The organism is uncultured Roseobacter sp., assembly GCF_947495275.1.
GTDB lineage: Bacteria > Pseudomonadota > Alphaproteobacteria > Rhodobacterales > Rhodobacteraceae > Roseobacter.
The window spans coordinates 99,894-125,526 of record NZ_CANLYL010000002.1; the positions used below are offsets into that span (position 1 = coordinate 99,894).

20 protein-coding genes are annotated in these 25,633 nt (G+C 58.1%); 11 read left to right on the top strand and 9 right to left on the bottom strand.

Annotation, left to right across the window (positions count from 1 at the left end; all coding sequences use genetic code 11):
* Positions 1-2: 2 nt before the first annotated feature.
* The 4 genes from Q0802_RS03835 to Q0802_RS03850 all read left to right on the top strand — a co-directional run bounded on the left by Q0802_RS03835 (position 3) and on the right by Q0802_RS03850 (position 3,915).
* On the top strand, positions 3-1,340 hold the full coding sequence (locus Q0802_RS03835; RefSeq protein ID WP_298913849.1) for an extracellular solute-binding protein: 1,338 nt from the start codon (positions 3-5) through the stop codon (positions 1,338-1,340).
* Between the two features lie 72 nt (positions 1,341-1,412).
* Positions 1,413-2,330, top strand: coding sequence for a sugar ABC transporter permease (locus Q0802_RS03840; RefSeq protein WP_298913852.1), 918 nt, complete (start codon positions 1,413-1,415; stop codon positions 2,328-2,330).
* Complete coding sequence (locus Q0802_RS03845) at positions 2,330-3,202, top strand: carbohydrate ABC transporter permease (protein ID WP_298913854.1); 873 nt, start codon at positions 2,330-2,332, stop codon at positions 3,200-3,202. Before Q0802_RS03840 ends, Q0802_RS03845 begins: the two co-directional genes overlap by 1 nt.
* The gene (locus Q0802_RS03850) at positions 3,202-3,915 is read left to right on the top strand and encodes a cytochrome b561 domain-containing protein (RefSeq protein ID WP_298913857.1); all 714 of its coding nucleotides are present in this window, start codon (positions 3,202-3,204) and stop codon (positions 3,913-3,915) included. Before Q0802_RS03845 ends, Q0802_RS03850 begins: the two co-directional genes overlap by 1 nt.
* Here the strand turns inward: Q0802_RS03850 and Q0802_RS03855 are convergent.
* Both Q0802_RS03855 and Q0802_RS03860 read right to left on the bottom strand, forming a co-directional pair.
* Positions 3,912-5,507, bottom strand: coding sequence for a gamma-glutamyltransferase family protein (locus tag Q0802_RS03855; protein WP_298913859.1), 1,596 nt, complete (start codon positions 5,505-5,507; stop codon positions 3,912-3,914). The two genes, Q0802_RS03850 and Q0802_RS03855, sit on opposite strands and share 4 nt — an antisense overlap.
* A gap of 249 nt (positions 5,508-5,756) precedes the next feature.
* On the bottom strand, positions 5,757-6,833 hold the full coding sequence (locus Q0802_RS03860; RefSeq protein WP_298913862.1) for a DUF2793 domain-containing protein: 1,077 nt from the start codon (positions 6,831-6,833) through the stop codon (positions 5,757-5,759).
* 236 nt (positions 6,834-7,069) lie between these two features.
* Between Q0802_RS03860 and Q0802_RS03865 the strand changes: the two genes are divergently transcribed.
* Both Q0802_RS03865 and Q0802_RS03870 read left to right on the top strand, forming a co-directional pair.
* Positions 7,070-7,579 (top strand): FecR family protein, encoded by a 510-nt coding sequence (locus tag Q0802_RS03865; RefSeq protein WP_298913864.1) that lies wholly within the window; start codon positions 7,070-7,072, stop codon positions 7,577-7,579.
* Complete coding sequence (locus Q0802_RS03870) at positions 7,576-9,414, top strand: adenylate/guanylate cyclase domain-containing protein (protein ID WP_298913867.1); 1,839 nt, start codon at positions 7,576-7,578, stop codon at positions 9,412-9,414. Before Q0802_RS03865 ends, Q0802_RS03870 begins: the two co-directional genes overlap by 4 nt.
* Here the strand turns inward: Q0802_RS03870 and Q0802_RS03875 are convergent.
* The 4 genes from Q0802_RS03875 to Q0802_RS03890 all read right to left on the bottom strand — a co-directional run bounded on the left by Q0802_RS03875 (position 9,404) and on the right by Q0802_RS03890 (position 13,654).
* Positions 9,404-10,183 carry an IclR family transcriptional regulator gene (locus Q0802_RS03875; RefSeq protein ID WP_298913870.1) on the bottom strand — a complete coding sequence of 260 codons (780 nt, stop codon included), beginning with the start codon at positions 10,181-10,183 and terminating at the stop codon, positions 9,404-9,406. The two genes, Q0802_RS03870 and Q0802_RS03875, sit on opposite strands and share 11 nt — an antisense overlap.
* Before the next feature lie 9 nt (positions 10,184-10,192).
* Positions 10,193-11,548 carry a TRAP transporter large permease gene (locus Q0802_RS03880; protein WP_298913873.1) on the bottom strand — a complete coding sequence of 452 codons (1,356 nt, stop codon included), beginning with the start codon at positions 11,546-11,548 and terminating at the stop codon, positions 10,193-10,195.
* Entirely contained in the window at positions 11,548-12,219 is a 672-nt protein-coding gene (locus tag Q0802_RS03885) for a TRAP transporter small permease subunit (RefSeq protein WP_298913876.1), read from the bottom strand. The genes Q0802_RS03880 and Q0802_RS03885 overlap by 1 nt, the downstream gene beginning before the upstream one ends.
* A 202-nt stretch (positions 12,220-12,421) precedes the next feature.
* Positions 12,422-13,654, bottom strand: coding sequence for a TRAP transporter substrate-binding protein (locus Q0802_RS03890; RefSeq protein ID WP_298913879.1), 1,233 nt, complete (start codon positions 13,652-13,654; stop codon positions 12,422-12,424).
* 107 nt (positions 13,655-13,761) lie between these two features.
* On the opposite strand from Q0802_RS03890, the gene Q0802_RS03895 reads away from it, so the two are divergent.
* The 3 genes from Q0802_RS03895 to Q0802_RS03905 all read left to right on the top strand — a co-directional run bounded on the left by Q0802_RS03895 (position 13,762) and on the right by Q0802_RS03905 (position 21,021).
* Positions 13,762-15,357 carry a choline dehydrogenase gene (locus Q0802_RS03895; RefSeq protein ID WP_298913882.1) on the top strand — a complete coding sequence of 532 codons (1,596 nt, stop codon included), beginning with the start codon at positions 13,762-13,764 and terminating at the stop codon, positions 15,355-15,357.
* A 187-nt stretch (positions 15,358-15,544) separates the two neighbouring features.
* A complete protein-coding gene (locus Q0802_RS03900; RefSeq protein WP_298913885.1) occupies positions 15,545-18,754 on the top strand; it encodes a reductive dehalogenase domain-containing protein in 3,210 nt (1,069 codons plus the stop codon).
* A gap of 92 nt (positions 18,755-18,846) precedes the next feature.
* Positions 18,847-21,021, top strand: a complete 2,175-nt coding sequence (locus tag Q0802_RS03905) for an esterase-like activity of phytase family protein (protein WP_298913888.1) — start codon at positions 18,847-18,849, stop codon at positions 21,019-21,021.
* Positions 21,022-21,084: 63 nt separating this feature from the next.
* Here Q0802_RS03905 and Q0802_RS03910 read toward each other — a convergent pair whose 3' ends face one another.
* A complete protein-coding gene (locus tag Q0802_RS03910) occupies positions 21,085-21,753 on the bottom strand; it encodes a DUF1045 domain-containing protein (RefSeq protein WP_298913891.1) in 669 nt (222 codons plus the stop codon).
* Positions 21,754-21,907: 154 nt separating this feature from the next.
* On the opposite strand from Q0802_RS03910, the gene Q0802_RS03915 reads away from it, so the two are divergent.
* Positions 21,908-22,870: an NADPH:quinone oxidoreductase family protein gene (locus Q0802_RS03915; RefSeq protein WP_298913894.1), complete on the top strand. Its 963-nt coding sequence runs from the start codon at positions 21,908-21,910 to the stop codon at positions 22,868-22,870.
* A 59-nt stretch (positions 22,871-22,929) separates the two neighbouring features.
* On the opposite strand, the gene Q0802_RS03920 is transcribed toward Q0802_RS03915, so the two are convergent.
* Both Q0802_RS03920 and Q0802_RS03925 read right to left on the bottom strand, forming a co-directional pair.
* On the bottom strand, positions 22,930-23,772 hold the full coding sequence (locus Q0802_RS03920; protein ID WP_298913897.1) for an alpha/beta hydrolase: 843 nt from the start codon (positions 23,770-23,772) through the stop codon (positions 22,930-22,932).
* A 174-nt stretch (positions 23,773-23,946) separates the two neighbouring features.
* Positions 23,947-24,924 carry a DMT family transporter gene (locus tag Q0802_RS03925; RefSeq protein WP_298913900.1) on the bottom strand — a complete coding sequence of 326 codons (978 nt, stop codon included), beginning with the start codon at positions 24,922-24,924 and terminating at the stop codon, positions 23,947-23,949.
* 123 nt (positions 24,925-25,047) lie between these two features.
* Between Q0802_RS03925 and Q0802_RS03930 the strand changes: the two genes are divergently transcribed.
* On the top strand, positions 25,048-25,572 hold the full coding sequence (locus tag Q0802_RS03930; RefSeq protein WP_298913903.1) for a carbon monoxide dehydrogenase subunit G: 525 nt from the start codon (positions 25,048-25,050) through the stop codon (positions 25,570-25,572).
* Positions 25,573-25,633 lie beyond the last annotated feature (61 nt).

Genomic DNA, 25,633 nt, shown 5'->3' on the forward strand with positions numbered 1-25,633 from the left:
GAATGCTATCACTGAAATCAGTTCTGACGGGGACGGCGGTGTCCGTCTCCATGGCGGGGGTCGCACTTGCGGACGGCCACGGCGGGCCATATGCGCCCTATGCCGGCACCACGCTGGTGATCAACGTACCGGCGCACCCGCACTACAATGCGATGATGAAAGTCCTGCCGGAGTTCACCAAAGAGACCGGCATTGAGGTTGAGGTCGACCAACTCCAGTACCTCAAGATGCGCGAGAAACAGACGCTGGAACTGACCAAATCCGAAGGCGATTATGACATGATCGCCTATGTGGTTTTCTCCAAGGCGGACTATGTTTTTGCGGACCAGCTTGAAAACCTTGCGCGGTTCTTCATGAATCCCAAGCTGGCGGATCCGGCTTATGACGCCGAAGACCTGATTGACGGTTATGTCGCCAACATCGGTGTTGCAGGCGGGTTCAAAGGGTATCTGCCGGGGGCCACCGGATCGCTTTTCGGCATCCCCTACGGGTCGGAGACATCCGTTTTGGCCTATCGCAAGGACATCTTTGAAAAGCACGGCATTGACGTGCCGCAACACTACGATCAACTGTTGGATGCGGCCTGCAAGGTGCCCGAAGTGGAACCGGGCATGGGCGGCATGGCGTCGCGCGCAGCCTCCGGCCACCAGGCATCTCATGCATTCCTGTTGCATCTCGCCCCTCTGGGGGGTCGTGTTTTCGACGACAAATGGGAACCGATCATCAACAATGAGGCCGGTGTTGCCGCCGCCAACGCACTGAAAACCATCGTGGATTGCGGCCCGGAAGGCAGCCAGACATTCGGCCCCGCCGAAGCCGCTGCCGCTTTCAGTCAGGGGCAAGCTGCGATGTTCATGGACAGCATCGCCTTCGCCGCCGGGTTTGAAGATCCCAGCAAATCGAAGGTGGCGGGCAAGGTCGGCTACGCGCTGCACCCCGAGGGCGTGCGCAGAGGCTCGCAAACCGGTGGTTTCGGCATCGCAATCCCAAAAAATGCGCAGAACAAGGAAGCCGCCTTTTTGCTGATGCAGTGGCTGACGTCGAAAAAAGGCGATCTTCTTGTCGCCATGGCCGGGGGCAATCCGTCGCGTTTCTCCACCTATCAGGATGCAGGGTTGAATGAGAAATATCCCTACTCCGCGACCTTTGGCGAAGCGCTGAAATATGCCGATCCCGACTGGCGTCCGATCATCCCGACATGGGGCAAGATCAACGCCGATATCGGCACCACCATGAGCCAGGTTCTCACCGAGGGGCTCGACCCGCAGGAAGCCCTGAATGGTGTTGCCGAACGGGCGCGGGCCATCATGGATGAGGCAGGGTACTACACCTGGCAGTAACCCTCTCCCAGAGGGGTCGGGCGGCACAAGATCGTCGCCCGGCCAAACCACGGCTTTCCCGGAAATGAGATCATGCAAAGCGCAAATGTAAACAGGGTGACGCCTTATCTGTTCCTCGCCCCGGCGGCGCTGGTCATGGCGGTGGCACTGCTCTACCCGATCGGGTACATGATCTACGCCAGTTTTCTGGACTGGAACCCCAGCCAGCGCATTGGTGAGGCCGAATTTGTCGGATTGCGGAACTATATCAACCTGCTGGGCGACGCCGCCTTTCGCGAGAGCTTTTTTGTAACGCTGAAATTCGCCGCCGTGGTGGTCAGTCTGGAGATGGTCATTGGCGTTGGGCTGGCGCTCCTGCTCGACAGGAACATCCGTGGCATGTCGGTGCTGCGCACACTCTTTATCCTGCCCATGATGATTGCGCCCATCGTTGTCGGCCTGATGTGGCGTTACATGTATCACCCGTCTGTCGGTGTCTTTAACCGCACGCTGAAATCACTTGGGCTCGATCCGATCCCGTGGTTGTCCGATGGGTCCTGGGCTTTTGCCTCCGTGGTGATTGCCGACATCTGGCAATGGACCCCTTTCATTTTCATTCTGTCGCTGGCCGCGCTGCAATCGCTGCCGCAATCTGCCATGGAAGCGGCCCGGATTGATGGTGCCATGGGCTGGCAGCAGGTGCTCTATATCAAGCTGCCGCTGATGATGCCGGTCTTGATTGTCACCTTGCTGCTGCGGCTGATTGATGCCTTCAAGGTGCTCGAAGTCATTCTTGTGCTCACCAACGGCGGGCCGGGTCTGTCGACTGAAATCCTGTCCTTGCGCATTTCCCGAACCGCATCAGAGTTCCGCGAGTTGGGGGAGGCGGCGGCCATGTCGAACTACCTTCTGATCCTGCTGGTGATCCTGACCTTCGCGATGTTCGCCTACAACAAGGCGGTCGAAGCGCGCACCGCCCGCCTGCGCAAAGCCGCGGAGGAGGACATCTGATGGCCGACAGGACCTACGAAAAACAGAACCCGGCCTTTTATGCGCTGCTTGTGGCGCTCGTCGTCATGGCCATTGGCCCCATCCTGATGATGCTGACGACCTCGCTGAAGCTGAATGTGGACATCATGTCCGACAGTTCGTCGCTTCTGTTCATGCCGACCCTGCGCAACTACGAAACCGCGCTCTGCGACTTTCTCTGGTACGAAGCGCCCCATATCGACTATTGCGACAAGACCTTCGGGCGCGCGCTGGTCAATTCCCTGATCATATCGCTGGTCTCGACCGTGCTGACACTGGTGATCGGCTGCATGGCGGCCTATGCGCTGGTCCGGTTCAGGTTTATGGGACGCGATGCGGTGTCCCTGTCGACGCTGGCCATGCGCATGGTGCCGCCGGCGGTGCTGCTGGTGCCGGTCTTTGGCATCTGGACCTTCCAGTTTCAGATCGACGGGACGCGCGCAGGGATCATTCTGGTCTATGTGGCGATGAACCTGCCCTTCGTCATCTGGATCTTGCAAAGCTTCATCGTTCAGGTGCCCATCCAGCTTGAAGAAGCCGCGCGTATGGACGGGGCGGGGCCGTTTCAGGTCTTTTTCCTGGTCGTCCTGCCGCTGATCAAACCGGGCCTCGCGGCAGCGGCGATTTTCACCTTCCGGGTCGCGTGGAACGAATTCCTGCTGGCCAATGCGCTGGCGGATCGCAATTCGCGCACTGTGCCGGTCACCATCGTGAATTCCATCACTGAATTTGACATCGACTGGGGGGTGATCATGGCAACGGGCATGTTGCTGGCAATCCCGCCTATCATCTTCACCTTCGTGGCGTCGCGACAGATCATCACCGGCATGACCGCAGGCGCGGTCAAAGGCTGATGATGGAGTGGCTGCTGGCTCCCATGGATGTGACCCGCGCGCATGACGTGGGCTGGCATTTGAGCTGGCACGCACGGTTCATGGTGATCGCCTGGGGCGTGCTGGTGCCAATAGGCATTTTCATTGCGCGCTACTTCAAAGTATTCCCGGGGCAGAACTGGCCCGCTCATCTGGACAGCCATTTCTGGTGGAACACGCACCGGCTTTGTCAATATTCGGCCTGCGTCCTGATGTGCGTCGGGCTCATTCTGATCCTAATCGCTCCCCCTTTTGCGGCACTTGCTGGCCCGCATATGTGGCTGGGCTGGACCGTGTTGGTGCTGGCGCTGGTGCAGATTCTGGGCGGTATTCTGCGCGGCACCAAGGGCGGCCCGACGGAACCTGCCGCCGATGGCTCACTGCATGGGGACCACTTCGACATGACCCCGCGCCGTCTTGCCTTTGAATATGTCCATAAATTGGCCGGATACACCGCCCTGATCCTGTCGGTCGCAACCATTCTGGCCGGGTTGCGGCAGGCCAATGCGCCCAACTGGATGTGGCTGTGCCTGTCGCTCTGGTGGCTTGGCCTGTTGGTACTTTCAATCCTTTTTCAACGGCGCGGCATGGCCGTGGACACCTATCAGGCGATCTGGGGGCCAGACCCGGCCTTGCCCGGCAACAGACGCAAACCCATCGGTTTCGGCGTCACGCGTCACACGCCAAAAAATTAGAAACCAACCGCCATGCCGTCTTTTCGCGGATCGGACCCGGCCACATAACCTTTGCCCGGCAATCGGTGGATCAGTTGCGCACCGCCAAACCCAAAGGCGTTGTCCGGTGTTTCCAGCGATATGTCGTGACCCATGGCGCGCAGCCTTTCCAGAACCTCCGCGGGCATGGTGGTCTCGCAGGCCACGCCCAGCCCATCTGTTACGCGCCACCGTGGGGCATCGACGGCCATCTGGGGGTCCTGAGCAAATAGCTGCGTTCTCAGCACCATCTGCACATGGCCTTGGGCCTGCATCGGCCCGCCCATGACACCAAAGCTCATCACCGGCCCCGCGCGATCCATCAGGAAGCCGGGGATAATGGTGTGAAACGGCCTTTTGCGCGGGCCAACGGCGTTTTGATTGCTTGGATCAAGCGAGAAACCGGCTCCGCGATTTTGCAAGGCGATACCGGTGCCGGGCACCACAACACCCGAGCCGAAGCCTGCGTAATTCGACTGGATAAAGGAGACCATCATGCCACTGGCGTCAGCGGCGGTCAGATAGACGGTGCCGCCGTGTCTGGGTGCGCCAACGCCAAAATCACAGGCGCGGTTGGGGTCAATTTCGCGCGCACGTGCGGCCAGATACCCGTCATCAAGCATGTCAGACACGGTGATATTGCACATGTGATCCAGATCGGCCACGTAGTGTTCCGCGTCGCGCAGCGCCAGTTTCATGGCCTCGATCTGCAAATGATGTGCTTGCGGGTCGTCGGCATCCAGATCGCGGATGTTGGTGCCCGACAGAATGCCCAACCCCATAAGCGCCGCAATGCCCTGACCATTTGGCGGTATTTCATGCAGGATACTGTCGTCAAACCCTTTGCTGATCGTGCCGCACCAGTCCGCGCGGTGCGTGGCCAGATCATCCAGGGTCAGGGCCGCATCATGCTCAGCGGCAAAGGCTGCGATCTCTTCAGCAATATCCCCTTCGTAAAAGGCTTTGCCTTTTGTCTCGGCAATGCGTTTCAAAGTTCGCGCGTGCCCGGGACTTTTGAAGTACTCACCTGCTTTGGGGGCCCGCCCGTCGGGCATGAACGTTTCAGCAAAACCCGGCTGATGCGAGAGCTGTCCAGCGCCACGTTGCCAACGGGCGGCGATGACGGGAGACACCGGAAACCCGTTCTCCGCATAGCCGATTGCTGGCTCGAACAGTTTTTCGAAAGGCAGTTTGCCAAATCTCTCTGACAGATTGACCCAGGCCGATACGGCCCCGGGGACGGTCACGCTTTCCCATCCGTGAAAAGGCATCTTCGCGTGACCGGAAAAACGCTCAGCGGTCCAGTTGGCGGGAGATCGCCCGGACGCGTTCAGACCGTGCAATTCTGCGCCATCCCAAAGAATCGCAAAGGCGTCTGAACCAATACCATTGCCTGTTGGTTCTACGACCGTGAGCGCTATGGCAGCGGCCAGAGCCGCATCTACTGCATTTCCGCCCTGATAGAGCATGGACAAACCGGCCTGGGCGGCCAGCGGATGTGATGTTGCGACGAGGTTGTCCGCAGCAACAGCAGATCGGCGAGAAGGGTAGGTATGGTGGGACTGGAGGTGCATGGGCCTTGCTCTTTAGGGGGCTGCCGCGGGTTCCGCAAGAAGCTGGGCGTCATCCTAGAGCAATGGCAAAGACAGTAAAATGGGCATTCAGGTCAACAAGCTGCGATCCGTTCTGTGAACCACGGTCAAGAGCGCAGAAACCAGGTTCACGATGTTGAAACAGCCACTACCGTGAGGCAGTGGCCATTGTCTTCAGCGGGACCGGACAGGGTTACAGTGTGCAAGTAGCCCTCTCGTGATCTGGCTGCATTATCCGACCTTATACCCCCAGAAACTGGTTTGATCAGCCAGGAAATATCCATCAAATCCGCGCAGGTGTCCCTGCAATTCGACCGTATCCCCGGCATTCAACAGCACCATGCATTGAATGTTCAGGCACGTCTGCTCCGAGATGTGCGGCCCGGTGTTTTCACCCACCGACCCACTGATCACTTCTGCGCCGTTTCGGAGCAGGCGCGCGCCAATTCGGGCCTGGTTTGATGCGTTTTGCTTGAATGTCAGCGCGGCAGCAAAAACGTAGCTGCCAGCCGCCGGGGCAACAAAGTGATTGTTTGCTGAATCAAACGCATTCTGATCGTTGAACTCGGTCAGGTTGATGGCGATTTTGGTCCATGCATCCGCAGACAGATAGTTGTCGAAATTCGTCACACCCTTGAAGCGCGGCAAGTTGGGCTGATCGACCACGCCGGAACCTGCATCCACGATCAATCCGTCATGAAAACTGGTGCCATCCGCAGATGTCGCCAGCCGAATATTATCGCTGCCGAAAAGCCCAAAGAGACCGCGCGTTTCAAAATCCTGTTGCAGGATGAATCCGGCATCATCCCCACTGGCTTCCTTGTTCAGGGTGGAAATCATGCTGCCATTGCCACCATCATCCCGATAGAGCGCGGTCCAGAGTGCTGCGTTCAGCTTGGCGGAAAAAGGGGATGAGGGCAGGGAGATCATGCCAAGCCCGAAGGCTTCGATCTCCTGCAGCTCGGCGCTGTCCAGATCGATCCAATCCGTGCCATCATGCACAATCAGGGAATCCCGCCCGATCACATAGGCGCGCCAGCCGGGTTTCGGGGTGAAAAACTGCCAGACGCTGTTCTCAAAAAGCGCGATATCCCCGTCGTGCCCGGCCCAGTCGCCTGTCCCGCTATCCCCGACGATATAGCGGTCTCCTTCAACGGGTGTTGCAGGTGGCACGGGCTGGTCATCGGCCTGCACGCCCAATTGGGTCAGGATATCGAGGATCCGCAAGGCTTCATTGTGCGTGACGTGTTTCTGGGCCTGGTTCGGTTGAATGAACGGCAAAGACAGGCAGCTTGAGGTATCGGCCATTGGTTTTCCCATGAGACAGTTGTGATCTGCCCCAACGTGCGTCAATCGCATTGCCGCGCGCTTAAACGGGCGTACGCAGCGGTAACCTTCAGAAAACCGAAGAATTCATCGGCTTTGCCATTATCCGCCTTGCACGCGCGAGTGTCTTTAGCGCAGGCAAAAATAATGTTAATCATTTGGCTGGTGGATCGCATCCTTGCCGGAACTGCGCACCCTATTGTTTTGAAAGAGTACATATGATGATTTTTGCCAGATTTGTTGTTGCGCTGTTTCTGATTGGTATCGTTTTGCCACCAGGCTTTGCGATCGCTCAGGTGCCTCCGAACTGTGAGATCACCAAGGCAGGCGATCCCGAGCGTGATGTCCTGCGGTGTGCATTTGGCATCATCCTCGAGATCGAGGCTGTCGCCGAGATGGCGTTTACTGACGGTGACGAGGCTGAATTCGACCTGAAAAACGGCGCAGTTTTACTTGAGGTGACGCCCGGAGAGGCGCGCCCTCAAATCCGAACGCCACATGCGATCGCGGCGGTACGCGGCACAGTTTTCGTGGTCGATGTTTCGGAGACGTCGACGGCGGTGTTTGTCGTGCTGGGCGAAGTTTCTGTGTCACCGCTTGGGGCCGATGCGCCAGTGGCCTTGGTGCGCGCAGGCGAGGGCATTGATGTATCTTCGCAAGGCGCGTCCGAGGTTGGGGTTTGGGGGGAGGAACGTGCCGCGGCATTGATGGCACGCTTCGGGAGATGAAAACCGCATCTGCGTCGCCACTCTGGACCGGCGTCATCGCGTTGGGCATGGCCGCTTTGTGGGTTTACTGGATTTCTCTTCCCCATATCTCCGGGACCAGCAGTCGATTGGATGGGTTGGAAGCAGTGCTTCTGGACTACCGGTTCGCCTTGACGGGCCCGGTCGACCCTGCCGGGGAGGTTATCATTGTCGCGATCGACAACGCGACCATCGAAGGCACGCGCGATACGGCTGCCGAAGGCCGGTTGCTCTTGGCCAAAGTGATCGAGAGCGTAAGTGCCGCAGAACCCAAGGTTGTGGGGCTCGACGTGATCCTGGCCGATGCCGGTGCTCCGGAAACCCATAACAAGCTGGCGGCGGCACTGGCCAGTGTCCCCACGGTGATAGCCTCCGCAGGAAGTTTCTCGCAAGCCAATGCACCTTGGGAAATTGTGACACCTGACACGGTGCTCAGGCCGCAATCAATTTTTGCCAGTGCTGCTATGACCGGATTGGTGAATGTCTCGACTGACGCCAGCGGGACGCCGCGCCATATGCCTGTTGTTTTCCTGACGGACCAAGGCATTGAACCCTCTTTGCCGCTGCGTGTCGCTGCCTTGTTCGCTGGTGCAGAACCGAGGGTCTCCGAAGATGCCGTGACCCTGGCGGGCGCGGTCATTCCATTGGATCTGGGCATGCAGATGCCGCTTCGGCTGGTTGGTCCGGAGAGAACCTTGCCGACCCTCTCTGCCCTGGATGTTCTGGCGGGAAGTCAGGATGCGCGCCTTCGCGGTAAAGCCGTCATCATTGGCTACACCGCAACGGCCTTCGGGGATCGGTTTCCCACCGCTTTCGGGGACGACACACCCGGTGTTGAGGTCATTGCCACGGCGGTCTCTCAATTGCTGGGTGGTGAGACCCTGCTGCGTGATATGACTACCCGATGGGCAGATGTGGCAGCCTCGATCGGGCTTGCTCTGATTTGCACGGTTCTGGTACTCAGCCTGCCTTTGTCTACGGGCATACCGCTGGCGCTTGGGGTGCTCGGGGCCTATATGGCGGTCGTTTGGTTTGCTTTTTCGAATGGCATCTGGCTCAGTGCCGCTGTGCCGCTGGCCAGCGCCGGCCTGCCTATCATCGCCGGATCGGCGCTGCGTTACTTCCGCGAGAAGCGCAAAGCCAGTCACGGCGCGCGCGCCCTTGCCGCGCTCAAGCAGTTTCAGTCACCTGCTCTGGCCGAGATGATTTCAGAGAACCCGGCATTCCTGAAAGAGCCAACCCCGATGATCCTTTCCGTATTTTTCGTGGACCTCAGCGGGTTCACCCAATTGTCCGAAGCGCTTGGCCCGGCTAATACGCAAGATTTCCTGAAACGGTTCCATCAGGTGATTGCCAATCGAGTCGAAGAACACGATGGCATCGTTCTGAATTACATGGGTGATGGTGCATTGGCCGTTTTCGGGATGACGGATGCCGTCAAACCCAGCGCGGATAATGCATTGCAGGCTGGTTTTGAGCTGGTTGATGATGTGCGGGGTCTGGGTCGGGCGGTCGTTGGGACGCCCGTACTCGGGTGCCGCGTCGGCATTCATCGTGGTGAGGTGGTGCTCTCGCGGCTGGGGGGTGAGCGGCATCAACAGGTCTCGGTTGCCGGTGATACCGTCAATCTGGCCAGCCGTTTGATGGAAGTAGCCAAATCGGAAAGCGCGGTCATTGCAGCCACCGAGGAATTGATGCAAGGGCTTGGTACCCCTGCCTCGCAGCCTTCGAGCGATGTGAAACCGGTGAAGGTACGTGGACGGCAGGAGGAGGCACAGGTCCACCTTTGGCACAACGTTCAGAACCTCAGCTGTTGATCAGCGCTGTAAGCTCCTGCGCTGCGGTCTTTAACGCATCAATGTTCTTGGCCAAACCGGCCAAATCCTGACGCTGCAACGGCGCATGGACTGACAAGGTCGACACTAGACGTTTGCGATCGTCCAGGATGGGGACGGCAATGGCGGCCATACCCTCCATGAACTCCTGATCATCGGTCGAGTATCCGCGCTTGCGCGTTGCCTCGATTTCCTCTTTGAGCTTGGCCTTGCTGGTGATCGTTCCGGGTGCACGTCTTTCCAGTCGCGCATTGGAGAGAAACCGGTCCAGATAAGCGGGTCTCAGGGAGGACAGGAACATCTTGCCACTGGCGGTGCAGTAAAACGGTACCTGCGTTCCCACAGGCAGTTGAATACGCAAGGGCCAATGTGTCTCTACGCGGTCAAGATAGGTCATCCCATCCCGGTCGGGGACCGCGATATTGCAGGTTTCACCGATCTTCTCAGCGACACTGCGCAGAATTGCCAGACGCACGGTTCTGAGGCGCTGCGAAGAGACCGTATTGATGGAAAGTTGCCGCAGCCTGGGGCCGGGGCCATAGGACTTGCCATCAATATCTCGCTGTAGGAAACCGGATGCTTCGGCCGTGTGAAACAGCCGATGCAGGGTTGGTTTGGGTAATTGCAGACTTTCCTTCAGAGCCGACGGTGTGACAGGGACACCCGCCTTTGCAACTTCTTCCAACAGGACCAGCAACCGCAGGTTGGTTGGTATCTGGCCCTGTCCTTCATTTGCAAAATCGTCCGGCATTTGTCTTCTTTAGTTTGGTAGCAAAAAGAGTGCCAGTTGAGGTGTCAGGGCGACCAGTATCCAAACCGCCAGGAGCGAGAACAGATACATTGTCGAATATCTCAGCAGGCGGAAATAGGGAACGCCTGTGACACCCGACGCCACGTAAAGGTTCAAGCCATATGGTGGCGTGATGAAGCCGATGGATGCGCCAACCAGGAAAATGACCGCGAAGTGGATCGGATCCACACCAACGGAGGCTGCAATAGGCGCAAGGATCGGGGCCATGATGATCGTTACAGGAAGGCTTTCCAGGATCATTCCGGCGACAAAGACCATCGCCATCGCCGTAAAGAGCACCGGATAGTATCCACCCATGCTGGTCACGAACCCACCAATGGTCTCCTGTGCGCCCAGGAGCGACAGGATTTGCTGCATCACCACTGATACCGCGATCAGCGGAGCGAGAATGCCGGTGATCTGTGCGGAGCGCACGACAATTGACGGGATTTCCGGCAGGGTGAACCCTTCGACGACAACCATTGAGCCGAAGGTTCTTTCATCCACGGGAATGCTGGAATCGTTGCCCATCAGCTTGTTCAGCGGGTAGCTGACCAAACCAACGATGATCCCGAACCCAACGGTGACCCCCGCCGCTTCGGTGGGGGAGAACTTACCGGTGTAAATGCCCCACAGCACCAGACCGATGGCAAAGAAACCCAACCAAGCGCCAAGCGCCGTTTTGGTCATACGGGTGATGCTGAGGTTTGTCAGAATGCCCCACTTGTTGATCGTGCAGACCACAAAGCAGACCGACATCATGGCGAGGACCATCAGAATACCCGGAATGATACCTGCCAGGAACAGCTGTCCCACTTCGAGATTCATCAGGAAGCCGTAGACGATGAAGATGATCGACGGCGGAATGATGATTCCGACTGTACCACCAGCAGCAGCCGTGGCCGCGGAGAAGCGTTCGTCGTAGCCGCCCTTGACCATCTCGGGGTGTAGCATCGAGCCGATGGTTGCGGTAGTCGCCGAGTTCGATCCTGAGATCGCAGCGAAAAGGCCGCAGGCCCCGATGGAAGCCATCGCAAGGCCGCCGCGCAACCAACCGAGACAGGCGTAAGCATAATCCGACAGGCGTTTGGCGATCCCTGATTTGTTGATCAGGTCCCCGGTCAGGATGAAAAGCGGCATCGCCAGCAGCGCAAACCCGTCCTTGAAGACGTTGAGCATCTCCGAGCCGGTATTGTCGAGCGTCAGATCGAGGACGAAGCTACAGCCCACAACCCAGTAGAAGATGATGAGCAAGACAGGGGTGCCAAGCATGAAGAGAAAGGTCACCCCGAGCGAGATAATTGTGATCCATGATCCGTCAGACATCAGACATCTCCCCCGATAACGGCTTGTTCAATCAACGGCTCGCCGTTGCGGTATTTCTCAAGGTCTTCGAAAAGGTTCTCCAGAACCCGCCCGGCCATCATCACGAAACAAATCGGCATGGTGACGATGAACCACCAACGCATGACGTTGTCGGTGCCCAGCACGATGGCGAAATTGTCATAGGTGTTGACGGTCACCCGCGCGGTAGTGGTGACAACGATGATGCAGAAGATAAACCACAGCAAGTTGTCGAGCAGCAGGCAGGTCAATTGCCCTTTGGGTCCCATCTTGGTGCGGAACTCGTTGAAACTGAGGTGCGTGCGCAGTTTGACATTATAGGAACATCCGTACCACGCCATGATCATGAACAGGAGCGGGGGGATCGTCGTCGACCAGGGCACCTGCGCCGAAAAGACGAAACGCTGGATCACGCCGACAAAGATGATCAGGGCGATGATGATGTAGGTGTAGACGATGATCGTGCGTTCCAGATGCCGGTCAAGCCACGGAATCTTCTTGTACAACCAAAGCACCAGAAAGCCGCCGATCACGGTCAGTGGTCCAAACACGAACCAAGCCCCCGGGGACCGGTAGGCCTGGACCACTTTGAAATTAATATCGCCACTCAGCGTCGCCGTGACGATGGTGCCCATATCCGCCAAGATTGACATCTGGCGCCCTCCCTATGTTGTTCTCATGCAATGCTGCCCGAAAAGCACCATTGGATCAAAGCACTATAACCATCGGCCCGAACATTTTTTGGACTTTTTCAAACGGATGAACCGTTCAAGGGCCATTTGCGAGATACTGAAAAGTACTGGAAAGCCGGCCCGCCTGTTGACGGACCGGCTTCTTATTTGGGTTAGGCCGGAATTAGGCTTTCCACCAGCGGCGTGGTTCGACGTTTTCTGGCAGTGTATCTTCGTCGATCTCGCGCGCGATGTTGTAGATCTCCTGATACGTGTCGAGACCACCCGACCATCCGTTGAGACGCTCGCGCCAGTCTTCCCACAATTGTGGCTGGAACTCTGGCGAGCACATTTCTTCGGCCTTGCGACGCTCTTCTTTCGACAGGAAGGCGTTACGCACGTTGTTTTGAGCGAAGATTGTGTTTGGCAGAATCGGATCGGAAAGACCAACCGTTTTGACCAGAGCCGCCTCGTTTGCAGCCTGTACATGGACCTGGCTCCAATAGGAACTTTCCATCACGGCGTCCTGCAATTCGCCGCCAAGGCTGTCGAAGACACCTGCGTTCATCGCCGTGTGCTCTGTGCCGCAGAAGAAGTCGAGGTGTACGGACTGGGACACAACCGGCGACATGTTGGCGTAGGCCACGGCGGATGCCCATGTTTCCGCACCATCAATCAGACCCTGCTTGAGACCGTCGAGGGTTTCTTCCCAGGCGACGGGCACCGGGTTCAGGTTCAGCGCTGTCATGGCGATTCGGCCCAACTGGGTGCCCGTGACGCGGTTTTTCGTGCCAAAGAGTTCTTCGATGCTGGTCACCGTTGGCTTGTCTTCCCAGGACAGGCCCAACTGGATGCCGCGAAGCTCCGCGTGGGAGAACAGGAATTTCAGACCGTGGCGGCGCTCATAGGGTTCGCGCAGCAGTTCCTGAGATTTGGGGTGATAGAGGAAGTGATACTGGTCGGCCCGGCTGCGGAACATGAAGGCGTAGTCCAGAACGTTCAGATAAGGGGCGCCCCCGGCGGAGTTCTGAGTGGAGGCCGCATAGATATCAACGATTCCCTGTTGGGCTTTTTCGACGCAGGAAACCTGACCACAAATCTGATTATCGCCGATAAACTCGACGCGAATCTCTCCGTCGGTGCGACTTTCAAGGTCACGAGCGAATTCCAGCGCACCGGCGCGTTCGATCAAAAGGTTGCGTGCATTGAAGCCCGCGGCACCGAATTTCAACGTAAATTTGGGCTCTTTTGCGAAACGTTTTTCGTAGGTCGATTCGGCCGCATTAGCCAAGTTTGCAAGGCTCATCGCCCCACCAAAGCCACCCGCAGCGAGCAAAGTGGAGCTCATGCCGTAGCGCCCCGCGACCCGGAACAGATCCCGGCGCGAAATGTGGTTTAGTTTGTCGTAAATTCCCATGACTTCCTCCCTGAATGTCATTTATTGAGACTATTAGTCCCAAAAAACACTAGTATAGTATTCTCTTTTTGCATAGAGTTTTTTTCACACTGGTTTGGGAGGTCGATATGGAAGCTGATTTTGTTGTCGTCGGAGCAGGGTCCGCAGGATGTGTGTTGGCCAATCGGTTGAGCGCCGACCCCAAAAACAAGGTGATCTTGCTGGAGGCAGGTGGGCGGGATTTGAACCCCTGGATCCACATTCCAGTTGGATACTTCAAAACCATCCACAACCCTTCCGTGGACTGGTGCTACAAGACCGAGCCTGATCCCGGGCTGAATGGCCGGTCGATCGAATGGCCCCGTGGCAAGGTGCTTGGGGGGTCTTCTTCACTGAACGGTCTGCTTTATGTACGCGGGCAACCACAGGATTATGACCGCTGGCGTCAGATGGGGAATACCGGGTGGGGATGGGATGATGTGCTGCCCCTGTTCAAACGTGCCGAGAGCAATGAACGCGGCGCAGACGCGTATCATGGCGATCAGGGCCCGCTGTCGGTTTCCAACATGCGCATTCAGCGCCCCATTACAGATGCATGGGTCGCGGCGGCCCAGGCGGCAGGGTACAAATTTAATCCCGACTACAACGGCGCTGATCAGGAGGGGGTAGGGTTTTTCCAACTTACTGCCCGCAACGGCCGTCGGTGCAGCTCCGCCGTCGCCTATCTGAACCCGGTCAAGAAGCGGCCGAACCTGCAGATTGTTACACATGCGCAGGTGGACAAGGTTGAAATTGAAGATGGCCGTGCCACGGGGGTCAGTTACAAGGACCGATCAGGACGGGTCCAGACCATCAAGGCAAATCGCGACATTATCCTCTGCGGAGGGGCCATAAATTCTCCACAGCTCTTGATGCTGTCAGGTATTGGCGAAGCTGAGCAACTTTCCGAACACGGCATTGAGGTCAAAAAAGAACTCAAAGGGGTCGGCAAGAACATGCAGGACCATTTGCAGGCGCGCCTGGTATACAAATGCAATGAGCCGACCTTGAACGATGAGGTCAGCAGTTTGTTTGGTCAGGCAAAAATCGGCCTGAAATACGCGCTTTTCCGGGCGGGTCCCATGACCATGGCGGCAAGCCTCGCAACCGGTTTTCTCAAAACCCGCGAAGATATGGAAACGCCGGACATTCAGTTCCATGTCCAACCCTTGTCAGCCGAGAATCCGGGCAAGGGAGCGGATAAGTTCTCGGCCTTCACCATGTCGGTTTGCCAGTTACGACCCGAGAGCAAGGGCGAAATTCGTCTGAGTTCTGCTCAGCCGCGCGCCTATCCGAAAATTATTCCAAATTACCTGTCCACCGAAACCGATTGCCGGACGATTGTGGCAGGCGTGAACATCGCGCGCAAAATCGCGCGCCATGCGCCCCTGACCTCCAAGATCTCGGAGGAATTCAGGCCGCATTCAACCCTGGACATTGACGACTATGATGCAACGCTCGATTGGGCGCGGAACAATACGGCCTCGATCTATCACCCGACAGGGACCTGCAAGATGGGATCAGGCGAGGACGCGGTGGTTGACGCTGAGCTGAAGGTCCATGGCATCAAGGGCCTGCGCGTGGCGGATTGTTCGATCATGCCCGAGATCGTTTCAGGAAATACAAACGCGCCTGCGATCATGATCGGGGAAAAGGCCTCTGATCTGATACTTGGAACAACCTGAGGCTGCGGGGGGCTTCGCAGACCCCCGCGCAAGTCGTTCACAATTCGGAGAAATCGGCACATTGCGCCTGTTGACGGGGCGCAATGCATTGTCATCGGGTGCTGATTAAACGTACCTTGCCTAAAATTTGTGCGGTGATCTGCACAGTGATCTGCACAGGCCAAAAAGACCTTCGAGGAGGCGCAAAATGAGCTTCCGGTTTTTCTCCACCCGGAATAGGGCGCCACATCTGGGGCCCTACCCGCTGGAGCGACTTGTGCGTGGCGAGATGCCGGATTTGGCGTCACTCCCGCCATTCCAACCTCCGGATTTCCAACGACCGCATACCCCTGCCTCGATCGTGAATGCGATGGCGGACTATCAGGCGACAATGGACGCCATCCGTGACGGGCTGGTCAACAAAACGCGGTCCCAATGTCCGGATGACTTGCACGAAAGGGCCAATCATCTGAAGTCGTTCGGGTACTTCAGTGATGCCTCGATGGTGGGGGTTGGCCCGCTGGTTGCGTCTGCAATTCTGAACCAGCCCATTCGAAACCCTGACATTGACAGGCTGGCAGAGGATTTGCGCACCAAGCAAACCAAAACCCTCGCGTCGGGCATAGATGTGATCATGGCGGATCTGCGCGATTCCATGACCGCGCCACCGACCACGATTGTCGATCACGCCCATTGCGTGGTTTTCCTGTATGAAATGCCGCGTGACCCGCGTGACGGGGAGGCTGGTACAGACTGGCTGGAGGACGCGCAGGCCCATCGCGCCTGTCTGCGCGCCGCAGAGACAGCGGTCGTTCTGGCCAACTACATCCGACTGTTGGGTTGGGATGCCAAGGCCCATACCGGCACCAGCACCGATGTTGACCTCGACCGGTTGACGGTGGCCGCCGGTCTCGCCTCGATCGAAGAGGGGACCCTTGTGAATCCCTATCTCGGAACCCGATTTGGCGTGGCCGTTTTGACAACGACCATGCCGCTTGCCCATGACGCCCCGCTGGCACCGATGCGCGCTCAGACCTGGTTGCGCACCAATGCCCCGGCCTGGTGGCTGGGCAAAGGCAGTCAGAAATCGGCTTTCACCAAGGACCCGTTCGCCAGCCGGGATTTTGCCCTTGGGCCGCATCCATTTGAGACGCTCACACGCGTAGATCAGCCCACAACCTATATTGACGAGCCCAATGTGGCGCGTGTGCCCAAACGCACCGACATGTTCGCACGGGCGCAGTTTGGCGATATGGGCAAGGCCAATCAGGAAGGATCAGCAGGGGGGCACTATGCCCGCAAAGCAGCGCCATCCATGGCACAGCGCCGCATGTTGGGGGCGTTTGTCCTGTTGCAGGATGGCCCGCGCAATGAAGGACCCCGCCCCGATGATGCAGAGCGCAATGCCGCGAATGTCAAAGCGGCCTGTTATTTCCTGGGCGTGGACGCTGTTGGGCTGAGCCGGTGTCCGGACTGGACCTGGTACAGCCACGACGCCACGGGCGCGCCGCTCAAACCGCCACATGATCAGGCGATCAGCATGATCATTGATCAGGGGTTTGACACCATGGAAGGGGCCTCTGGCGACGACTGGATATCCGTGGCCCAGTCCATGCGGGCCTATCTTCGGTTTTCTCTGCTGGGCGGCGTGATCGCTCGTCAAATCCGAAATCTCGGCTATAAAGCCAAGGCGCATACGGTTCTGGATGGCGAAGTATTGCAGCCGCCGCTGTTGTTGTTGTCCGGGTTAGGGGAGGTCAGCCGCATTGGCGAAGTCATTCTGAACCCCTTTCTGGGGCCGCGGCTGAAGTCGGGCGTTGTGACCACGGATATGCCTCTGGCGCATGACAAGCCGATTGACTTCGGCCTGCAGAAGTTCTGCGAAAGCTGCAACAAATGCGCGCGCGAATGCCCCTCGGGGGCAATTACCGCAGGCCCCAAGCTGATGTTCAACGGCTACGAGATCTGGAAGTCGGACAGCCAGAAATGTGCGACATATCGGATCACCACACCGGGCGGGGCCATGTGTGGCCGGTGCATGAAAACATGCCCCTGGAACCTCGAAGGGCTCTTTGCAGAACGTCCCTTCAGGTGGGCGGCGATGAATGTACCGAAGTTGGCACCGGTCCTCGCAAAACTGGACGATGCGGTGGGCAACGGCCGTTTGAACCCGATCAAGAAGTGGTGGTGGGACATCGAATTGGCCGAAGACGGCGGATACCATCCAACCCGCAAACCGGTGAATGCGCGTGATCTGCAAAAGGATCTGGCGCTGAAATACGAGGACCAGACGCTGGCGGTCTATCCGGCCAGTCTCGCCCCGCACCCCTGGCCCTACCCGTTCCCGATGGATCGCGAGGCGGGGATCGAGGCCTATCAGGCGATGATCACGGCGGAGGAATACAAATCCCGCAAGGCGGCGGGTGAGACGGGCGCGTGGGATCACCGCTACCTCAATGGCAGTGACAGCCCGGTGGTTCGGGTTGAGATCGCGCAATCAGAAAAGCTGACAAGCGAGGTCAGCCGCTACGTCTTTCGTGCATTGGACGGCGGGGAATTGCCGGAATGGACCGCGGGCGCCCATCTCGACATCGTCGTGACGCCGGACAAGCTGCGGCAATATTCGATGTGTGGGGACCCAGGCGACCGCTCACGCTATGAAATTGCAGTCTTGCGGGAAGCGGACGGGCGCGGTGGTTCAGAACTGCTGCACCGTATTTTCAACGAGGGTCGCAAGGTTTTTGTGTCCCGTCCGATCAATCACTTCCCGGTCGAAAAATCGGCTTCGCACAGCTTTCTGATGGGCGGCGGGATTGGGATCACGCCGATGATCGCCATGGCGCATGAGCTGCATCGCTTGGGCAAACCCTTCGATCTGCATTATTCTGTGCCCACCCGGCAGGCAGGTGCGTTCATCCATGATCTGGCTGAAATGCCCTGGGCGGATCGGGTCCACATCCATATTTCAGATGAAGATACGCGCGCTGATCTGGATAAGGTACTGGAAGGGTACCAGCCGGGCTGGCATGTTTATACCTGTGGACCCGAAAGCTACATGAACGCGGTTGTTGCGGCAGCCGAGCGTGGGGGTTTCCCGGAAGAGGCGCGGCGATTGGAGTATTTTTCAGTCCCTGAACTGCCGGAATATGAAAACCACCCCTTCACATTGGCCTTGAAAGACGGTCGAAAAATCGCCGTCCCGGCGGACCGTTCGGCGGCGGATGTACTGGTCGAGCATGGCCTGAAGGTGGATATCAAATGCTCGGATGGCATTTGCGGTGTGTGCAAATGTGGGGTGATTGCCGGCGAGGTCGAGCATCGCGATTTTGTTCTGTCCAAGGCGCAGCGCGAGAACAACATCATCCTGTGCCAATCCCGGGCGGCGGACGAAAACGGCGAAATCGCAATCGATCTTTAAAACCTGCTTTCACAAAACTGATACCGGACTGTCATGTCCATGTGTCCTGAATCTGCGCCTTTGCGCGCATGTCGAGACATATGGAGAAATCAATGACCAAGACCCTGCTGCTGACCAGCACCTTGCTTGCCGGAATTGCCTTGTCGCCTGCCCATGCGGAGATGAACTTCAACCGCATCGCCTCTTTTCCCGTGACCGCCAACTTTGAGGGCGACGTCCCCGAAGAGACATCCGCGGAGATCATTGATGTCTCCGGTGACGGGCTGACGCTGATATATACCGATAGCCCCGCAGGGGTGATTGGGGCCATTGATATCACGAATGCCCATGCGCCTTTGCCCAAGGGAACCTTGCCAATGCAGGGCGAGCCGACAGCCGTCTCCGTGATCGGCAACACAGCCTTCGTCGCCGTGAACACATCCGAAAGCTACACAGCGCCCTCTGGTATGATCAAAGCTGTTGATCTTGTGGACATGCAGGTCGTGCAATCCTGCAATTTGGGGGGGCAGCCCGATAGCACAGCGCGGGCAAAGGATGGATCCTTCCTCGCTATTGCCATCGAAAACGAACGTGACGAAGATTTAGGAGAAGGGCGGGTGCCGCAAATGCCTGCGGGTGATCTGGTCCTTGTGGATGTCGCTGACGGCAGAATGGATTGCGGCTCCCTGCGCCGGTCCGGTCTGGCTGGATTGGCCGATATCGCAGGCGAAGATCCCGAGCCGGAATTTGTCGACATCAATAGCCTCGGTGAGGTCGTCGTGACGCTTCAGGAAAATAACCACATCGCCATTGTCGCCAGGGACGGATTGGTCTTGTCGCATTTCTCCGCCGGAGCGGTTGATCTGGAAGGGATTGATGCCACCGATGAACGGGCGGCATTGATCTTTGATGAACGCCAGCCGGGCCGCCTTCGTGAGCCCGATGGTGTGCAGTGGATCGACGATGACCACTTCACCATCGCCAATGAGGGCGACATGGACGGCGGTGCGCGTGGGATGACCATCTTTCGCAAGGACGGCACGTTGATCTGGGAAAGCGGTGCCACGCTGGAACAGGCGATTGTGCAGATCGGGCATTATCCCGACAAGCGCTCCGATAGCAAAGGCGTTGAACCGGAAGGTATGGAGTTCGCCGTCTATGACGGCACGCCTTTCGTATTTGTCATGGCGGAACGCGCCTCTATCGTTGCCGTATACGATGTCACTGACCCTACGGCACCGGTTCTGCATCAGCTGCTGCCGTCTGGCATCTCCCCCGAGGGCGCCGTGGCCATTCCTGAAAGAGGGTTGTTGGTCACCGCCAATGAATTTGATGGGCGCCAGGACGGGGCCGCGCCCGCACATGTCATGCTCTATGAATACACGGACAGGGCGGCGAGCTATCCGCACCTTACATCGAAGGGAATGGAAACGCTGACCGGGTGGGGGGCGATCTCGGGCCTGGTGTCGGATCAGAACGGCATGATCTACGCGGTTTCTGACAGTTTCTATGGCCACCAGCCCCGGATTTTCAAGATCGATCCCAGAACTTCGCCCGCCCGCATCGTCGAGGCGATTGATGTAACGCGTAATGGCTTGCCAGCGCAAAAGCTGGACATGGAAGGGATCGCGCTGGACGGCAAAGGCGGCTTCTGGATTGCGTCTGAAGGGCGCACGGATCGTCTGCGGCCCCATGCCATTCTGAACGTAAGCGCAACCGGCGAAATCATCGCGGAAATCGGTTTGCCCCCCTACCTCATGGCCTTTGAACGGCGCTTTGGCTTTGAGGGTATTGCGAAGGTGGGGGAGATGCTCTGGATGCCGGTTCAGCGTCAATGGGCGGATGACCCCAAAGATCACGTGAAACTTGTCGCCTACAATCTTGAGACCGAAGAGTGGGGCGCTGTGCTCTATCCAAAAGCGGCCGCAGAAAAAGGCTGGGTTGGCCTGAGCGAGTTGAGCCTCTATGGGGACAGCGTCTACATCATTGAGCGCGACAATCAGCACGCAAGCGACGCCGTGACCAAGAAAATCTATGCGGTGCCGCTTGATGATTTGGCACCCGCAGCACTCGGATCGGATTTGCCGGTGGTTTCCAAAACGTTGGTGCGCGACATGATCCCGGACCTCAAAGCGACGGGCGGATATGTTCTCGACAAGATCGAGGGTCTGGCCATCTCGCCGGAGGGCCAGGCATGGATTGCAACCGATAACGACGGGGTTGATGATCATTCCGGCGAGACCATGTTCTTTGACATCGGGAACATCTCGCGCAAGGCGTTGAACTGACAACATCAAAATCCCTGCTTCGCCGTTTTCTGGCGGAGCAGGCCCCTTGAGCGGGGCAAGCTTTTACAGGCCGGCGCGCAGCTTAAAGCGCCTGATTTCGCGGAACCGGCTATCCGCGCCTTCCCCCACCAGCGTCAGGCTGTCGATGACAAAGGGGCGCGGCGGGAGATCGCCAAAATGTGTATTGGCCCGCGCCAGAACAGCATCACGCTGTGCTTGCGGGAGCGGGCCGGTCAGGGTCATGTGAAACTTGAAAGCCTCCATCACGTAAGGATAGCCCCAGTCTTTGAGGTTTTGTTCCTGCAAGGCCGTCAGGTTGGATTGCCGCCGGCGGGCAAGCTCTGCCTCATCGGGGCGCGCGCGGTAGCCATCCAATCCGCGCACAACCTGACCTGCCATCTGCGCCAGTTCCCGGACGTCTCCCACAGCCGTCAGCGCGAGGAACGGGCCAATCCTGCTCAGCGTCAGTCCTTCCAGTACCACCGGTTCAAGAGCATCACAGAGCCTTTCCAGATCGCTCTCAAGCGCCTGTGCGGTCTTGCCGGGCACCAGATGAAACGGTGGCTTGATGGTGCCGTGAAACCCGTAGCGGCGCGGGCGCTTGGTGACATCATCATCGGGGGCACCCACGCGGCACCCGTTCGCCACGTCCCACCCGAGCCATGTCGCGCCTGCTTCGGCGAAGGGGCCCGGAGCGGGTGTGAAATAAATGCCGTATCTGGAGAAGGTCATGGGCTGCTTTTCGTCGTTGCCAGTCGCTTGGATCAGTGAAAGATAACACTGTCATGACAGGAAGGTCACTGGATTTGATGCCTTGGTCATTTACGGTCATTCACGAATAGCGCTGGCTTGATCCGGTCAGCCGCGACCCAGAAAGGAAACGTCGATGCGCGCCATGCAGGTCACCGAACTCGGTCAACCTCTCGTACTGCGGGATATCCCGACACCAAAGCCCGCGCCAGGGCAGGTACAGGTCAAGGTGCACACATGTGGCCTGAATTTTGGCGATCTGCTGATCATCAAGGGAACCTATCAGGAAAAGCCCGCACTCCCCTTCACGCTGGGTATGGAACTTTGCGGCACGGTGACCGACATCGGTGAAGGTGTCACGACTTTGCGGGTCGGCCAGCGGGTGGCGGCCTACTGCGGGTTTGACGCCTTGGCAGATTACGCCGCCATTTCCGCCGATATCTGTGTGCCGATCCCGGACCAGATGACAGATGAAGACGCCGCCGCATTTTTGATCGCTTATGGCACCAGCCACGTGGCGCTTGACTACAAGGCGCATTTGAAACCGGGCGAAAGGTTGCTGGTGTTGGGCGCTTCCGGCGGGGTTGGGCTGACGGCGGTGGAACTGGGCAAGCTCATGGGGGCCGAGGTCATCGCTGTTGCCAGAGGTGACGACAAACTACAGGTCGCCAAGGCCGCTGGTGCGGATCATCTGATCAATTCCGAGACTGATGACATCCGCGATACTGTCAAATCACTGGGGGGTGCGGACGTGGTTTATGATCCCATCGGAGGGGATCAGTTCAAATCCGCTCTGCGGGCGTGCAGACCCGAGGCGCGGCTTATCCCGCTGGGCTTTGCCTCGGGAGAGGTGCCGCAAATCCCCGCCAATCATCTGCTGGTCAAGAACCTCACCGTCATCGGGTTCTATTGGGGGGGGTATACACGTGTGAATCCGAAAGTTCTGACCGACAGTTTCGAGGTCCTGACGCAATGGTACGTGGACGGCAGGATCAAACCGCATGTCAGTAACATCCTACCTCTGGCGCAGGCCAACGAAGCGCTCGATCTGCTGAAAACACGCAAAGCCACGGGCAAGGTCGTTGTGCGGATCGACTGAGCCCGCATGACTTTGGCGCTATGATATAACCCTCATTTGTTGGCGGTTCCGGGGCTGTGTTACTGCGCGATGAACTGGCGAATGGCGTTGGTATATTCACCGGGGGCCTGGAACGATGCGAAATGGCTCACGTTTTCCAGAACGCGCAACTCAGCCGCAGGCATGATGCCCGCGATCATTTTCGAATGATCCATCAGGATGGCTTCGTCGAATTCGCTCTGCACCACCAGGGTCGGCACCGTCACGCTTTTGAGCGCCTCGGCCCCGCCGGGTTTTGAGGTACTCCACATCTCCACCACGCCCGCCAGAAAATCATCGAACCCCTCTGGGACCGGCGACATCTGCGCGTAGTCAGACGCCATCATCCCGACGTAGGTGCGAAAGACCGCGTTGTTTTCAACGGAAGGGTCGATGCCATCGAGCGTGATATTGCCTGCATGGGCAAAATGGCTGGCCAACCGTTCAGGGTGTGACTGGGAGATGGCATAGCCAATATTGGCCCCGTCGGACCAGCCGACAAGATGCACTTTGTCCACGCCGATCTGATCCAGCAGCGCGAGGTAATCGGAGGCCAGCAGGTCGTAGGAATAGGCGCTGCCATCGTTCGAGCTTCGCCCGTGCCCGCGCGTATCGGCAACAATGACCTTGAAATCTGTCATCAGATCCTTGACCTGCTCCGCCCAGATGTCCGCATGGGCCAAACCCCCATGGATAAGCAGAATAGGGGTTTCCGAAGCATCGCCGTAGGTGGCGTGATACATTTCGATCCCATTGACCGGGATCGTGCCGCTCGTCGCTGCTTTCGGCATCGCGGGTGTTTCCGGGATCGACAGCCATCGGTCTTCCGCCGCTGCAATCGTTGCGGTGAATACCAGGGTGGCGGCTATCAGATGTTTGAACATTTCACTCTCCCTTATTGATCCGATCGTTGGTCTGGGATCATCCTAGCGCGTCCTGCGCCTGTGTCGTCAGGTTTTTGACGGGGGAGTTTAGCGCACCAACCATCCGCGAAGGATGTCGCGAGACGGGTCAGGAAACAATGGGCTGGTGCAGGCGCGGATAAGGCAGGCGCACGCCTAGCGCCGCCGGACCGGGGCACGGGCAACAATGCGGGCCTTTTGGCGTTCGCGCAGAAAGACAAAGAGACCAGAGCCCAGGATCAGGGCGATCCCCGCCCAGACCTCCCAGACGGGCAATTCGGCAAAAACCGCCCAGCCCCAGAACACGGCAAGAGGCAGGCCCACATATTCGAACGGAGCAACCGTTGCGGCATCTGCCAATCGATACGCCTGGCTGAGGCAATAGCCGATGATTGCGGAATTTGCGCCCAACCCGATGATGACCCACCAGTCCGCCGCCGCAGGCCAGACCCAGGCGCGCAGCAAAAATTGCATCGAAGGATTGTCGATGCCTGTCACAAAGCGGCCATCTCCGGCGACGACATAGAACAGCAGGGAGACGACGACGAACGTCGCCTGAATATAGACCGCAAGGGCAGAGGCCTTGCTTTCGACACCCAGCTTGCGGGTCATCAATTGATTGAGCGCATAGGTCAGGGCCGCGACGATGGGGAGCAGCAGGACAAGGCGGGACGCTTGCAGGCTGTCTGCGTCCGCCCAGGGCCGTTGCATGATGATGACGCCTGCAAAGCCCACAAGAACCGCGCTCATGCGCATCAGGCCGACTTTTTCGCCGAGGATCGGAATGGAAAGGACAGTGATGAAGAGGGGGGCTGCGAAGAACAGCGCTGTCGCATCCGCCAGAGGAATTGCCGCCAGAGCCACGAAATAGCTCATGTTTGCGATGACAATCAGAAGGCCTCTTGTTGCATGCAGGAGTGGGCGGCGTGTCCTGAGAATGCCAAAGCCGCCTTCCATCTGTACCATGATCAGCGAAAACAACATGCCGATCCCGGACCGCAGAAAAACGATCTCATGCAGGGGATAGCCACCCGACAACTGCTTGATCAGCATATCGTTGATGGATATTGCAAAAACGCCTGCCAGCACGAAGAGAATTCCAAGCCCGGCGCGGTTCTGAGGGAGGGCAGTCATGGCCCACTCCTATCAGGCAGGCAGGGGCTGTCCAGCACAGAAACGACATAGACCAAATGCCGATTGGTGCTTTGCGATTCTCTGAGGTAGAACGGCCAAAGGTCAGTAAGAAGGAGCCTTCCGATGCAGATGTCCGATACCCGCCAGATAGCAGCTTCCCCGGCGCAGGTTTACGCAGCCTTGCTGAGCCCGGAAGTGTTGGAGGCCTGTGTGCCAGGCGCGCAGGGAGTGACCGGATCGGCAGAGGACGGTTTCGAGGCGACAGTTGTGCAGAAGGTGGGGCCGGTCAAAGCGACCTTCAAAGGGGCCGTGACCCTGTCTGATCTTGTGCCGGACCAGTCCCTGACAATTTCCGGTGAGGGCAAGGGCGGTGCGGCAGGCTTTGCAAAGGGTGGCGCAGAGGTGCGCATGACCGCCAAGGATGGTGGCACCGAATTGTCCTATGACGTTGAAGCAAAGGTGGGCGGTAAGCTCGCGCAGCTGGGCAGCCGGATCATTGATGGGTTTGCTAAGAAAATGGCGGACCAGTTCTTTACCAACCTGCAGGAAACGCTCGAAGGCCCGGCAACTGACGAGGAGGCACCCGCCGATGATGCGCCTGAGGCGGAAAAGAAAAGCTGGTTGAAGCGTCTGACCGGCAAATCCTGATATCCCCTTTGCGGACTGGCGCACATTTCAGCGAAAAGCTGTGCGTATCTGCGCTGTTGTT